This is a genomic window from Chromobacterium alticapitis (assembly GCF_002924365.1).
GTDB classification, from domain to species: Bacteria; Pseudomonadota; Gammaproteobacteria; order Burkholderiales; family Chromobacteriaceae; genus Chromobacterium; species Chromobacterium alticapitis.
Map to the genome: position 1 here is coordinate 1 of NZ_PQWB01000037.1, position 14,375 is coordinate 14,375.

Annotated in this window: 11 protein-coding genes and 1 tRNA gene; 6 read left to right on the forward strand and 6 right to left on the reverse strand. The window is 61.0% G+C overall.

Annotation, left to right across the window (positions count from 1 at the left end; all coding sequences use genetic code 11):
* The 5 genes from C2I19_RS10295 to C2I19_RS10315 all read right to left on the reverse strand — a co-directional run.
* The coding region (locus C2I19_RS10295; protein ID WP_158253685.1) for an integrase catalytic domain-containing protein at positions 1–978 on the reverse strand (978 nt) is incomplete at its 3' end.
* Positions 979–980: 2 nt separating this feature from the next.
* Positions 981–1,652, reverse strand: a complete 672-nt coding sequence (locus C2I19_RS10300; protein WP_103902610.1) for a TnsA endonuclease N-terminal domain-containing protein — start codon at positions 1,650–1,652, stop codon at positions 981–983.
* A 684-nt stretch (positions 1,653–2,336) separates the two neighbouring features.
* Positions 2,337–3,185: an SIR2 family protein gene (locus C2I19_RS10305; RefSeq protein WP_103902611.1), complete on the reverse strand. Its 849-nt coding sequence runs from the start codon at positions 3,183–3,185 to the stop codon at positions 2,337–2,339.
* Between the two features lie 865 nt (positions 3,186–4,050).
* A tRNA-Ala gene (locus tag C2I19_RS10310) sits at positions 4,051–4,126 on the reverse strand.
* A 60-nt stretch (positions 4,127–4,186) separates the two neighbouring features.
* The gene (locus C2I19_RS10315; protein ID WP_199181136.1) at positions 4,187–6,475 is read right to left on the reverse strand and encodes a PAS domain-containing sensor histidine kinase; all 2,289 of its coding nucleotides are present in this window, start codon (positions 6,473–6,475) and stop codon (positions 4,187–4,189) included.
* A gap of 183 nt (positions 6,476–6,658) precedes the next feature.
* Here C2I19_RS10315 and C2I19_RS10320 point away from each other — a divergent pair, with 183 nt between their 5' ends.
* The 6 genes from C2I19_RS10320 to C2I19_RS10345 all read left to right on the forward strand — a co-directional run bounded on the left by C2I19_RS10320 (position 6,659) and on the right by C2I19_RS10345 (position 13,648).
* Positions 6,659–7,663, forward strand: coding sequence for a TRAP transporter substrate-binding protein (locus C2I19_RS10320; RefSeq protein WP_103902612.1), 1,005 nt, complete (start codon positions 6,659–6,661; stop codon positions 7,661–7,663).
* A 199-nt stretch (positions 7,664–7,862) separates the two neighbouring features.
* The gene (locus C2I19_RS10325) at positions 7,863–8,453 is read left to right on the forward strand and encodes a TRAP transporter small permease (RefSeq protein ID WP_103902613.1); all 591 of its coding nucleotides are present in this window, start codon (positions 7,863–7,865) and stop codon (positions 8,451–8,453) included.
* On the forward strand, positions 8,450–9,778 hold the full coding sequence (locus C2I19_RS10330) for a TRAP transporter large permease (RefSeq protein WP_103902614.1): 1,329 nt from the start codon (positions 8,450–8,452) through the stop codon (positions 9,776–9,778). Before C2I19_RS10325 ends, C2I19_RS10330 begins: the two co-directional genes overlap by 4 nt.
* Positions 9,779–9,927: 149 nt before the next feature.
* Entirely contained in the window at positions 9,928–12,213 is a 2,286-nt protein-coding gene (locus tag C2I19_RS10335) for an NADP-dependent malic enzyme (protein ID WP_103902615.1), read from the forward strand.
* Positions 12,214–12,288: 75 nt separating this feature from the next.
* Positions 12,289–12,540, forward strand: coding sequence for a PhaM family polyhydroxyalkanoate granule multifunctional regulatory protein (locus C2I19_RS10340; protein WP_103902616.1), 252 nt, complete (start codon positions 12,289–12,291; stop codon positions 12,538–12,540).
* Positions 12,541–12,745: 205 nt separating this feature from the next.
* Entirely contained in the window at positions 12,746–13,648 is a 903-nt protein-coding gene (locus C2I19_RS10345) for a VirK/YbjX family protein (protein ID WP_158253686.1), read from the forward strand.
* Between the two features lie 7 nt (positions 13,649–13,655).
* Here C2I19_RS10345 and C2I19_RS10350 read toward each other — a convergent pair whose 3' ends face one another.
* Positions 13,656–14,258 carry a flavin reductase family protein gene (locus C2I19_RS10350; RefSeq protein ID WP_103902618.1) on the reverse strand — a complete coding sequence of 201 codons (603 nt, stop codon included), beginning with the start codon at positions 14,256–14,258 and terminating at the stop codon, positions 13,656–13,658.
* Positions 14,259–14,375: the final 117 nt, after the last annotated feature.

A 14,375-nucleotide genomic window follows, 5' to 3' on the forward strand; every position in this document is an offset into this window, starting at 1 on the left:
GGGCGGGCAGAACTGATAGTTGATGCCCAGTTCGAAAGTGGCGCGCAGCAGGTCCTGGGAGTGAAACTCCAATCCGTTGTCGACGACAGCAGTGGTAGGAATGCCATGGCATGGCCAGTCATGCTGGATGTCGGGATACCGCTCTTTCACATAGTCTTTGCTGCCGATGGCGTGCTGCAAGCAACGCAGCACCGCCTCGATGCTGGGCGGCGAAAACGACAGGTAAAAGCCCAGGATCATGCGCGTGTGGCAATCGATGATCACCGTGATGTAGGGGCGCCCCAGCACCAGCATAGACTCCTCATCGATGACGAAGATGTTGAACGGCGTATGGTCAATTTCGACGCGTTCCAGCAGGTACATTGTGGTGGGTGTGATGCTGCTGTGCCGGTACTTTTTGCGGGCGTACTCGCGCCCGTAGCGGGCAAGATCTACCTCATACTGAGGTTGATTGCGAACCAACCGTCGGAAGGTGTCGTAGCAGGGGACTTTGAGTTGTTTATCCGCAGGCGCTTGATCGTTGTGAGCAGCAATCTGGATAAGCAGCTTTTCATAGGTGACGCGGATGGATGGGCGCTTCAACGTCAAATAGGTTGTTTGAATTGCGGCCTCTGCCAAGAGGAGCAACTCGCCTTCCATCCGTGGGCCTTTCCCTCCGCGGCGGTCAAAGTTAGGCACGAGCACCAAGGGGTTGCCTCCGCTGCTTTGCAGGCGCGTATGCCATCGATATAGCGTACTGCTAGAGGGTGGGGTGCGATCCCCGATGCGTTGGGCAATGTCTTGGATGAACGCTTCCAGCTTATGTTTGGTGTAGCAAGGGCTGCGCTGGGCATTGAAGGCGTCAGTATAGGCTTGCCGCCGTAAAGCCGCAGTTTGGGCAAGAGAGGAGTGGCTGTCGAATGGACGCTGTTGAGCACTGGCCAGTGGTTCTTGGCCGGAAAGCCCTTCCGGGCTTTCCAGAATGATCTGGAGCGACATGATCAAATCCTCCAGATCAAGGTACTGGGACGAAGTGGCTTGTAGAGGCTGACTGCTAGCCATTCCTGGCCAATGGCGGCATAGACCAGTCGGACATCTCCTGCAGCGCTACTGAGGGCTTCCAGTGAGGCGGGACCCTCCCTGAGGATTTGAAGCATTGCGGTCTTGGCTGTTAGTGGAATAAGTCGATGGCGCTGGCCTTCAATCAACCCAAGGTTTTGCCGTATGACCTTGTTCCGCAGCGTTTTTTCGGTCACGACCGCGAAAAGCCCACCTGCGGATTCGATCAGTGGCGCGATCACTTGGAAACGGCGCTGGTTCTCAGGGGTGTCAGCCTCCTCCTGATACTTGATCTCTACAACGGCGCGTCGACCGTCGCGTAGGTGCAACAAAAAATCTGGCGTATAGCTATGGGCCTCACCGTCGAGCTCGTAGTCCAGAGCGAACGGCTCAGGGATGATGAGCATGACCTCGGGAGCCAAGTTGTAAAGTCGGATCGCGTCGCGGGCTAGCCCGGATTCATTGGGTATCCAGCCATCAATCCCTTTGTTTGACGGACAAATACCGCGATAGGAGCCATTTCCGTGCTTGTGGAATGCATCACGGACAGGGCGTTTGGAGTTAAGTAATTTTCGAATTGTGGCAAGTAAAGCTGCATAGATTTGACTGGTCATGTCGATCTCCTAAGATTTTTAGGCCGCACGTTCCCATCTCGATGTTCGAGACACAGAAAAAAGACGTGCGGGGAGCTTGACCAGTGCGAGACGTTAGACGATACTGAACTTGCTTAGGGTTATGAATACCGTCTGGTCTTTATCGCACGGGCAATAGGGCACTTCTCTATATTTAGGGGGTGTCCTTTTTGCTATGTAGCCATAGGTGTTCCTTTCACGTTTTCTCGTAATGTTCTCGTTGCATTTCCTCTAAATTCTAGCTGCCGACTGCTTGATGCGACAGCAATTTTTCTGCGTAACATGCTGTTTTTCCGTAGAAACTATATTCTACGAAAAATTATGCCATTGGAATTTTTGTGAATGAATGATAAAGCTAGCTCCGAGGATGAACTTAAGCCAATTTTTGTCGTGGATGCTTCTTTGGATCCCAGGATTTTTATCCGGAGGAGATTCCGGATTTGCGAAGGGATAATGGGTAGTTTTCAATGAGTTACTGAGGTGTAAGTCGGGGATTGGATATCGGGGAGTTGGCAGGCTTTGCTCTTTATTCTGCAGTGAACTGAAATGAAAAACACAGAACAGATGAAATCTATTCTGTGTTGTATTTTTGATACTAAATGTCGTTTGGTTTGCTTTTGGGATTTTGATGGGTTGATTTTTTATCGACTTGGAGCGAGTTGCAATTTATTTGCCTTGAGTTGTCAATAACTTTGCCTCCCTACATGAAAGGCCAAGCATCAGCGTGCGCTTGCTCCCAACGATGTGCGTCAATGCAGTGACCAGCCCCTGGTTGTTCGCCTGCGTGCAGAAGGCGGCAACCTGATCGTTGGACGCCACCAACCATTGGCGGTACTGGCCCGGGTCACCTTGAGCTTTCGCAGCACAGCCATGGAACTTGATGAGGCGGGTCTTATTGCGTGGCAGTTGAAGATCGGCGGGACGTGCAACAACAGTCGGGCTCAGCGCGGCAGTACCGCCTGTCAGGGCGTCCACAGCCCTTTCGACCAGTGGATCCCAATTGGCGGAGAGCATCTCAGGCGCAGTGCCCTCCAGACTCAAGGCCGCGAGGCAGAGGTGCTCCACATCTGGGACCATGGCGGGATCCGCGAACGTCGCGCCAACGTCGATGACGCTCCACAAGAGATAGTCCATGTCCTCGCCTTCGACAGTGAGGCCGAGCAGCTTGGAATAGTTATTGACCAAGCGCCAAACGATGGCATCCTGATCCGGCCAACTGGCAAAGGGCTCATCGAACTTCGAGCGCGCACGTTCTTCCGCTGAGGCGCTGGCCAAGTTGAGAATCTCTTGCAAGGTGCGGGCGAACTTGCAGTTGGGATCCGCATGGTTAATGCGCGAGCGTACGAACTCGACAACTTTGCCGACGAGGATCCGCAGACTCGGCGCGCGTCCGAATGAAATCCCCGACCCCAACCAGAATGCGTAAAGCCCGTTTGACACGCCGGCAGCGAAGGGTTCGAACGAGCCATCTAGCAGATTGAGCGTATCACGTACGCTGATGTCAGACGCGGCCATGTGTGGCCTCTCCCAGTTTTCATTTTATTACGGAGTCATCGAATGATACGGCACGCGCGCGTAGTGCGGGAAGGATCATTTGCTGCCATCCCGTCGGCGAGCGAGGCCGATTGCCCTGGCCGAACGAGATCGCGTTCTGTTCGACCAAGTCATGCGCTCCTGATAGGGGGTAGGTTGACGTCGTGACCACTCGGAAAAGATGGGCGTCAACGCTTCCTAGACATCACCCCTGCAGCACTGCTTCCTGATCCTCAGCCCGCGTGTCGCTAACTGGTAAACCAGTTAGTCGTCCGTGGAATATAAAGACGCTCAAAGAAACCACGTAATGGCTGCTTGGCAATCGAGACACTCGAATGAGCTAAGCCCGAGCGATGGGCAGTTTTGGCGATACATGACCAGTAGCAATGGTGCAGTTGCGGCTATCAGCGAGGCCATAGACGAATGGCAGCGGACGTATTGGGTTGCGGCGGTGACTATCCGCTTTGGCCGAACTTCTGTCAGTCAGTATCCGAGCCTGGTATCTGCTCCACTCAAATACCGGTTAAATCGACATGTAGTAGTGGGCTGGAAGCTATCCTCTGAGGAGGAATACCACTGTGGCCGAACCTTCATCCATCGGTAGTGACGCTGGATGACAACTTCACTTGAACAAGCACACGGTAGAAACGACTAACCCGCCGTTAGGCGGGTTCATGGATAGTGATACGCAGAGCAGTGCTATATGCACGCACCTTGTGCAACGCTTACGAACTATCTCGTGTAAGGACAGATAGCATATTTTTGCAGTTCGTCTGGGTAGCATATCTTTGCAGTAGCTGCAAAAAAATGCTTCCTGTTTCAACGCTGCTAAGCCCTTGATATTCCTTGGTGGACCGAAAGGGGATCGAACCCTCGACCTCTGCATTGCGAACGCAGCGCTCTCCCAGCTGAGCTATCGGCCCATCGATTTGGCAATACTAGCACGACGGCATTTCGCTTGACCAGCCCCCTGCCCGCCCCTGTCAGACGCCGGCTTGCGGCAGGCTGAACCAGAACACGCAGCCGCCCTCCAGGCTGCTGACGGCGCCGAATTCGCCGCGGTGGAATTCCACGATGGAGCGACAGATATTGAGGCCTATGCCCATGCCTTCCGGCTTGGTGGAGTAGAAAGGCGTGAACAGGTTGTCCTGCATCCCGGCCGCCAGGCCTGGGCCGTTGTCCACAACTTCCACCTTCCATCTTCCGTTTTCCACGCAGGTATGCAACTCCACGCCGGGGCGCGGCGTGCCGGCTTCCACCAGCGCCTCGATGGCGTTTTTCATCAGATTGAGCAGCACCTGCTCGATCAGCACCGGGTCCATGTCCACCTGGCAGGGCCGGCGGTCTGCCGCCAGTTGCAGGCTGACGCCGTTCTTGGCCGCCAGCGGCTCCGCCAGGCCCAGCGCGCGCTGCACCACGCGCGCCGGTTCCACCCGCTCCAACTGCGGCTCGTGTTTTTTGACAAAAGCGCGGATGCTGCTGACGATTTGCGCCGCGCGCCGGGCTTGGTCGGCGATGGCGTGGATGGCTTCGCGCACGCCGGGCGGCAGTTCCAGATCTTCCGGCAAGCGGCGGCCCACGCCGGCGGCGTAGGTGTTGATGGCGGTCAGCGGCTGGTTCAGCTCGTGGGCCAGGGTAGAGGCCATTTCGCCCATGGCGATCAGCCGCGCGGTGTTCTGGAAGCGTTCTTGCTGCGCCTGCTCGCGCTCCTCGCGATGGCGATCGGCCGTGACGTCGCTGACGATGGCGAGCCAGGCGGATTCGCCGCTCACCCATTCGATGCGGCGGCGGCGGATCAGCAGGTAGCGGCTGTCATGCGCCACGATGAATTCCTGGGCATACTCCTCGTCGCGCCCGCCGGCCATCAGGCCCGGAAGCAGCACGCAGCACGGCGCGTCGGCATCGCCCACCAGCCACATTTCAGCGAACCCCGGATTAGCGTACAGCAACTGGCCGCTGCCCTCGTCCACCACGCACACGCCAGCGGCCAGGCCGTTCAGCACGGTCAGAAAGCGTCGATGCGCCGCGTCCAGCGCCGTGCGCTGGCGCTGGCGTTCGGTGATGTCGAACAGCGAGGCGATCCAGCCATGCTGCCCGCCGTCCTCCCCCACCAGCGGCGTGGCGAACAGCCGCACCACCAGCGTGCCGCCATGCTTGCGCCGCAGCGTCAGCTCGAAGCCTTGCTCCGGCTGGCGGTTGTCGCGCACGGCGTCCATCGCCGCGGCCAGCGCGCCGTGCTGCGAGGCGGGCCAGAATGGATGCGGCGGATAGCTGCCTACCAGTTCGTCCGGCGCGAAACCCAGCATGTCGCAAAAGGCGCGGTTGACGCGGACGATTTCGCCCTCCAGCCCTATTGCCACCAGGCCGCTCTTCATCGAATCCTCTATCGCCTGGCGCAGCGACACCTCCTGCGCCAGCTTTTGCTCGGCCTGCGCCCGCTCGCGCATGTGGCGGCGGATGCGCCACACCGCGTACAGCAGCGTCAGCAGCAGCAAAACGATGACGCCGGTCAGCACCGGCAGCGTCAGCCCCAGTCCGCTGCGGTAGCCCACCGCGCGCAGATAGAGGCCGTAGCCGGGCGGGTCGAAACCGGTCTGGTGCGACAGCGGGCCTGCTTGCTCCGCCGCGTCGAACTTCTGCGCCAGGGTCTTGCCGTCCAGATCGACGATGCTGATGTAGTTCTTGGAAGCGATCCACCACGGCACCTGGTGGTACAGCAGCGCGTCCAGCTGGTAGGAAATGCGCACGCCGCCCAGCAGCCTGCCGTCGCGGACGATGGGCACGGCCAAGTCGAAACGGTATTTGCCGGCCGGCCCCTGGTAGGGCGCGCCATAGCTGGGCCGCAGCAAACGGCCGGCGCGCCACAGCGCGTCGAACTCGGCGGAGTTGAGCTGGCGGCCGTCGCGGCGCACGCCGTGGGAATCCCACTCCACGCGGTGGTCTGGCCCAACGCGCTCAAAGCTAACCAGCTCCGGGTTCTCGCGCAGGTAGAACGCCGCCTGCCGGCTGAAGCGCTCGCTGTCCACCTTGCCGGCGGCGATGTCGCGCGCCAGCGTGTCCGCCCACTCCTGATGCCCCTCCAGATGCATGCGCAGCGATTGTTCCAGCCATAACACCTCCTGGATCAGATTGTCCTGCTGCTCGTCGCGCCAGTCGCGGTACACCAGATAGCTGAGGCTGCACAGAGCCACCAGCAAGGCGATCAGGGCGATGCTGACGCCGGGCCACAGCATGAGCGGCGCGCGGCGCGCGGAGGAGGCGGAAGAAGGCATGGCAGCCACCGGATGGGAACACGCTCAGATGATACCGCGCCTGGGCCGTAGCGGGGCGGCATGCCCTTGTTCTGGAATTCCCTAATGGTCAGCGCGGCCTGGAGCTTCTACTTTAACGGCAGAAGAAGCGCCGGCAACTGCCGGCCGACAAAACCGACAACGCTACGAATGGATGGAGAAACCATGAAATTGAAGCATATCGCGCTGGCCTTCTGCGCCAGCCTCACCCTGTCCGGCTTCGCCCAGGCCGCGGCCCCCATCGTGATCAAGTTCAGCCATGTGGTGGCGCCGGATACCCCCAAGGGCAAGGCGGCGGACTATTTCAAGAAACTGGCGGAACAGCGCACCCACGGCCGGGTCAAGGTGGAGGTCTACCCCAACAGCCAGCTGTACAAGGACAAGGAAGAGCTGGAGGCGCTGCAGCTGGGCGCGGTGCAGATGCTGGCTCCCAGCCTGGCCAAGTTCGGCCCGCTGGGCGTGAAGGAGTTCGAGGTGTTCGACCTGCCCTACGTCTTCGACAACTACGACGAAGTCAACAAGGTGATGCACGGCGCCATCGGCAAGCAGCTGCTGGGCAAGCTGGATAGCAAGGGCATCAAGGGCCTGGCGTACTGGGACAATGGTTTCAAGAACTTCTCTGCCAACAAGCCCATCAAGTCACCGGCCGACCTCAAGGGCATGAAGATCCGCATCCAGTCCTCCAAGGTGCTGGAAGAGGAAATGCGCACCCTGGGCGCGCTGCCGCAGGTGATGGCCTTCTCCGAGGTCTACCAGGCGCTGCAGACCGGCGTGGTGGACGGCACCGAGCTGGAGGCGTCCAATCTTTACACCAGCAAGGCCTATGAGGTGCAGAAGAACCTGACGCTGACCCAGCACGGTTTCCTCGGCTACGCGCTGATCGTCAACAAGAAGTTCTGGGACGGCCTGCCGGCCGACGTCCGCGGCGAACTGGACAGCGCGGTGCAAGACGCCTCCGTCTACGCCAACAAGATCGCCAAGGAAGAAAACGACAAGGCCGTGGCCGCGATCAAGGCCTCCGGCAAGACCAAGGTCTACGTGCCGACGCCGCAAGAACGCGAAGCCTTCAAGAAGGCCATGCTGCCGGTTCACCAGAAAATGGCTTCCCGCATCGGCCCGGATCTGTTGAAGCAAATCTATAAAGAAACCGGCTTCAACCCCGCCAAGTAAGCCGCAAACAGCCGCGCGCCCGCGCGGCTTTTCTTCGCATTGATAGACCCGGCGGTGTACGGTGAAGTCAGGCATGGGCCGCGGCGAAGCGGCCCGTGCCTCCTTGCGCGCAGATGCCGCGCGGGCGAGTCCCGCGCTTTACCGGCCTCCACGCAAGGCCTACCGCAAGCTTCATTGCCGGTTGAATAGGAATACCATCATGCTGAAAGTCCTCGACCACCTCGAGGAGTGGCTGATTGCCTGTCTGATGGGGGCCGCCACCCTGATCACCTTCGTCGCGGTGCTGCATCGCTACGGCTCGGGCATTCCCGCTCTGCAACCCTATCTCGCCCACATCAACCTGGCCTGGGCGCAGGAACTGACCGTTTATCTCTTCGTGTGGATGGCCAAATTCGGCGCCGCCTACGGCGTGCGCACCGGCATCCACGTCGGCGTGGATGTGCTGATCAACCGTCTGCCGGACCGCGTCCGCGCCAAGTTCATCGTGTTCGGCCTCTTGGCCGGCGCGCTGTTCACCGGCGCAGTAGCCGTGATGGGCGGCAATTTCGTCTGGGAAATCGCCCATACCGACCAGACCTCGCCTGACCTGGAAGCGCCGATGTGGCTGGTGTATCTGGCCATCCCATCCGGCTCCTCGCTGATGTGCTTCCGCTTTTTGCAAGTGGCCTGGAACTTCATCCGGACCGGCAGCCTGCCCAAGCATGACCACGGCCACGTGGAAGGCATAGACGGCGACGAAGGGCTGGATAATCTGCACCCGCACGACCTGAACCACGGAGGCCGTCCATGAGCGCGCTGATCATTTTCGGACTGTTGATCGCGCTGATGCTGACCGGCATGCCGATCTCCATTTCCCTGGGCCTGACCGTCCTGACTTATCTGTTCACCATGACCGAGGTGCCCATCACCTCCGTCGCGCTGAAGCTGTTCACCGGCATAGAGAAGTTCGAGATCATGGCCATCCCGTTCTTCATCCTGGCCGGCAATTTCCTGATGCACGGCGGCGTGGCGCGGCGGATGATACGCTTCGCCACTACGCTGGTAGGCCACTGGTACGGCGGCCTGGGCCTGGCCGGCGTGGTGTCCTGCGCGCTGTTCGCCGCCATCACCGGCTCCTCGGTCGCCACCGTCGTCGCCGTCGGCTCCATCATCCTGCCGGCCATGCTGAAACAGGGCTATCCGCAGCGCTTCGGCGCCGGCGTGATCACCACTTCCGGCGCGCTGGGCATTCTGTTCCCGCCGTCCATCAATCTGGTGATGTACAGCATCGCCACCGCCGGCATGCAGGTCACCGGCCCGGACGGCTCCAGCGTGTCCAGCGCCTCGGTCGGCCAGCTGTTCATGGCCGGCGTGCTGCCGGGCCTGGCGCTGTCCGTTCTGCTGGGCCTGACCACCTGGTCCCGCGCGCGCAAGCATGACTACCCGCGCCTGCCCAAGGCGAGCTGGGGCGAACGCTGGCGCGCCTTCCGCGAATGCGTATGGGGCCTGCTGCTGATCGTGCTGGTCATAGGCGGCATTTACACCGGCATTTTCACGCCCACCGAGGCGGCGGCCATGGCGGCGGTGTACGCCTTCGTGATCGCGGTATTCGTCTACAAGGACATGGGCGTGAAGGACGTGCCCAAGGTGCTGATCAACGCGGCGTCGATGAGCGCGATGTTGCTGTACATCATCACCAACGCGGTGCTGTTTTCCTTCCTGATGGCGTCCGAGCAGATCCCGCAGAGCATGGCAGCCTGGATGGCCACCCAGGGCTTCGGCATCGTCGCCTTCCTGCTGCTGACCAATATCCTGCTGCTGGCGGCCGGCAACTTCATGGACCCATCGGCCATCGTGCTGATCATGGCGCCCATCCTGTATCCGGTGGCGGTGAAGCTGGGCGTCAACCCGATCCACTTCGGCATCCTGATCGCGGTGAACATGGAGGTGGGCATGTGCCATCCGCCTGTCGGATTGAACCTTTACGTGGCTTCGGGGATCACCAAGATGGGGATCACCGAGCTGACGGTCGCGGTATGGCCGTGGCTGCTGACCATGCTGGGCTTCCTGGTGGCCGTCACCTTCATCCCGCAAATCTCGCTGTGGCTGCCGCGGGCGCTGGGAATGCTGGGCTGAGCGAGTCAGGGCATGGATGGGCCGCGACGGCGGATTTTCCCGCCGCGGCTTTTGTCCGACACGCGTAGCCCGGCCCCTGCATAAGGCCTTATAATGCCCAACCATCCCTTACCCACATAAGAACATCTCTCTCAATCAGGAGCCTGCCAATGGACGAGCAATTGCGTCAAAGCGCCTTGGAGTTTCACCAGTTCCCGACCCCGGGCAAGATTCAGGTCTCCCCGACCAAGCCGCTGACCACTCAGCGCGATCTGGCGCTGGCCTATTCTCCCGGCGTGGCCGCCCCGTGCGACGCCATCGTCGAAGACCCGCTGAATGCCTACAAGTACACCGCGCGCGGCAACTTGGTGGCCGTGATCTCCAACGGCACCGCCGTGCTGGGCCTGGGCAATATCGGCGCGCTGGCCAGCAAGCCGGTGATGGAGGGCAAGGGCGTATTGTTCAAAAAATTCGCCGGCATCGATGTTTTCGATATCGAAGTCAATGAGCTGGACCCGGACAAGCTGGTGGACATCATCTGCTCGCTGGAACCGACCTTCGGCGGCATCAACCTGGAAGACATCAAGGCGCCGGAGTGCTTCTACATCGAGAAGAAGTGCCGTGAGCGCATGGGCATCCCGGTCTTCCACGACGACCAGCACGGCACCGCCATCGTGGCTGCCGCCACGGTGCTGAACGGCCTGCGCCTGGTGAAGAAGGAAATCGGCGAAGTGCGCGTGGTGGCCTCCGGCGCCGGCGCCGCCGCCATCGCCTGCCTGGACCTGCTGGTGGCGCTGGGCGTGAAGCGCGAAAACATCACCATTTGCGATTCCAAAGGCGTGGTCTTCATTGGCCGCGACGAGAAGTTGGACGAGTCCAAGCTGCGTTACGCCATCCCGGACAACGGCTGGCGCAAACTGGCCGACGCCATGACCGGCGCCGACATCTTCATGGGCCTGTCCGGCCCGCGCCTGGTGTCGCAAGACATGGTCAAATCCATGGCCCGCGACCCGCTGATCCTGGCCATGGCCAACCCGGAACCGGAAATCCTGCCGCCGCTGGTCAAGGAAGTGCGCCCGGACGCCATCATCGGCACCGGCCGCTCGGACTTCCCGAACCAGGTCAACAACGTGCTGTGCTTCCCCTTCATCTTCCGCGGCGCGCTGGACGTGGGCGCCACCACCATCAATGAAGAGATGAAGCTGGCCACCGTGCGCGCGATCGCCGACCTGGCGATGGCCGAGCAGAACGATGTGGTGGCCACCGCCTACGGCAACCAGGAGCTGTCCTTCGGACCGGAATACGTGATTCCGAAGCCGTTCGACCCGCGCCTGATCGTCAAGATTGCCCCGGCCGTGGCCAAGGCCGCCATGGACTCCGGCGTCGCCACCCGCCCGATCCAGGACTTCGACGCCTACGCCGACCAACTGGCGCAGTTCGTCTACAAGACCAATCTGTTCATGAAGCCGGTGTTCGCCCAGGCCAAGCAAAACCCGAAACGCGTGGTGCTGACCGAGGGCGAAGACGAGCGCGTGCTGCACGCCACCCAGGAAATCGTCACCCAGGGTCTGGCCAAGCCCATCCTGGTGGGTCGTCCCAGCGTGATCGAGAAGCGCATCGAGAAACTGGGCCTGAAGCTGCGCGCCGGCGTGGACTTCGAGCTGGTCAACAATGAATCCGACCCGCGCTTCAACGACTACTGGCAGGACTACTACCAGCTGATGAAGCGCAAAGGCGTATCGCAAGAGCAGGCCCGCCGCCGCGTGATCGGCAACACCACGCTGATCGGCGCGATGATGGTGCGCCGCGGCGACGCCGACGCGCTGATCTGCGGCACCTACGGCCCCTACCGCCAGCACTTCGACATCCTGGAAAACGTGCTGGGCTATGCCAACAAGGACAAGGTGGCCGGCGCGATGAACGCGCTGATCCTGCCGACCGGCAACATCTTCATCGCCGACACCTACGTCAACGCCGAGCCTAGCGCCGAGCAACTGGCCTCCATCACCAAGATGGCGTCGCAGTCGATCAAGCGCTTCGGCATCCAGCCCAAGGCCGCGCTGCTGTCCAACTCCAGCTTCGGCGCCTTGAACACCCCGTCGGCGCAGAAGATGCGCGCGGCGTTCGATCTGATCCGCGAAGCCCAGCCGGAGCTGGAAATCGACGGCGAAATGCAGGGCGACGCGGCGCTGGTGGAAGCCATCCGCACCCAGGCAATGCCGGACTCCACGCTGAAGGGCTCGGCCAATCTGCTGATCATGCCCAACGTGGAAGCCGCCAACATCAGCTACAACCTGCTGCGCGTGTCGGCAGCCGACGGCGTGACCATAGGCCCGATCCTGATGGGCATGGCCAAGCCGGTGCACATCCTGACGCCGATCTCCTCGGTGCGCCGCATCGTCAATATGGTGGCGCTGGCCTCCGTGGACGCGCAGGCTGTGGTGCAACAGGGCTGATCCGTTTCGGCCTAGGGCATATACTGAACGGGCAAGCGTCGCTTGCCCGTTTTTTCATGCCGCAGGATGAAGCCCATGAGCCAAGACAAGCACAACGATCCATTCGCCCTGTTCCGCCAGTTCTGGCAGCAAGCCACGCCGCCCGGCATGCAGGCCTTCCTGCCGCCGATGTCGGAAGAGGAAATCGACCGCAAGTTGGCCGAGCTCCGCGTGGTGGAAGGCTGGCTGACCATGAATCTGGGCGTGCTGTCCATGCAGATCAAAACGCTGGAAATGCAGCGGGCCGCCCTGCACTCGATGCGTCCCAAGGATCCGCCGGCCAGCTGACCCCGTATTCCCGCCCAAGCGCGAAGACGATTGCATACCGTCCGTTTACGCTAGCCGGCTGTCCTCTTCCAGTCGCAATTCTTGGGCAAAATCCATCATGACAGGGCTATTTTCTGTCACATACCGTCACACGGTTGGACACATTTTTTAACATCTTCTTGTCAGAACTTATCTTATCCTAATAAGACTGAAGATGAGGGATGGCATGACTGCAATCAATTCCATGGATCTGTTCTGGTCTCTGGCCAGCGGGACGTTTTCCCGCCGCGATGGTTTCGACGAGAGCAAGAACCGTTTCAAGTTCGCGTTTCGCGGCATGCTGACGCTGCCGTGGACCTTGCGCTGGCTGGACACCGTCCGCTCGCAGGCCCTGTTGCCCTACCTGCGGCACAACCCGCGGCTGGCCTGCAAATTGCATCGTCCCTATCTGTACCGTTCGCTGGGCGCCGCCGGCAAGCTGCAAGCGCTGCAGGCGCATTACCAATTGCTGGAACAGCGCTTCTCCGGCGCGGCGCGGCAGCAACTCTTGGCCAGCCAAACCTTGCATCTGGCTACGCTGACGGGCAAGAACGACAGCGCGCTGCTGGTTCAGCTGACCCAGCAGCACAGCTTCGACAAAGAAGGGGAAATGTCGCTGCAGGTCAGCAATGCGGATGGCGTCCCCTTGGCGACGCTGACCTTCACCCTGATTCGCCGCGACGAACAGCCGGCAATCATGGTGGGCGGCCTGCAGGGACCACGCAAGCCGCATGGCGCGGAAGAGGTGCAGCTGGCCACCAAGGCCGCCCACGGCCTGTTTCCCAAACGGCTGGCGATAGAAGCGCTGGCCGCTTTGGCCGAACGCATAGGCATCTCGCAGATCCTGGCCGTCGGCAACCGTGAGCACATCTACAGCTCCTGGCGCTACCGCCGCGGCTTCCACGCCGATTACGACAGCTTCTGGCAGACGCTGGAAGCCGAGCCGCTGGACGACGGCCGCTTCCACCGCATTCCGCCGACGCTGCCGCGCAAGGCGATGCAGGACATCGCCAGCAAGAAGCGCGCCGAATACCAGCGCCGCTATGGCCTGCTCGACGCGCTCGCCGAGCAGATCCAGGCCACGTTGTAAAACCCCGTCACGGCCGCGCCAGGCTGAACGCCGGCTCGGCCAGGCTGTAGCGGTCTCCGCCCAGCTTGCCCACAGCCTGCAGCGCCGCATCGTCTATCGCGCCGTCGCGCCACACCTCGTCCGCCACATGGATGTGCTTGACCTCGGCCAGCACCAGATTGCCGGCGCCGCTGCCATGGCCAAAAGTCAGGCACTGGTGCAAGGTGCACTCCAGCCGCACCGGCGCCAGGGCCACGCCGGGCGGCTTGACCGCCACGCTGGCCGATTTGGCCAAGCCCGCCAGTTCGAATTCGTCTACATCCGGCGGATAGCTGCCGCAGGTCAGATTCATCGCCTCGGCCAGAGGCTGGCTGACGATGTTGACCACCAGCTCGCCGGTCAGCCGAATATTGGCCAAGGTGTCCTTGTCCCGCTCCGACGCCTGCTTCAGTATGCTGATGCCCAGCAGCGGCGGCGTGACGCTCATCACATTGAAGAACGAAAACGGCGCCAGATTGCAGACGCCCTTCAAGTCCTGCGTGCTCACCCAGGCGATGGGCCGCGGCAAGACGCAGCCCACCAGCAGCTGATACAGATTCGTTCGCTCCAATTGCTGCACATTGAACTCCATCGTTTTGCTACGCCTGTGGTGAAAATTGCCATGCCATCATTCTAATGCGCGGCGGCGTCGCCGTGCCAGCCGTTAATTGAACTGGTTCGCCTCACGGGCTGCCGGTAAAATGCCGGA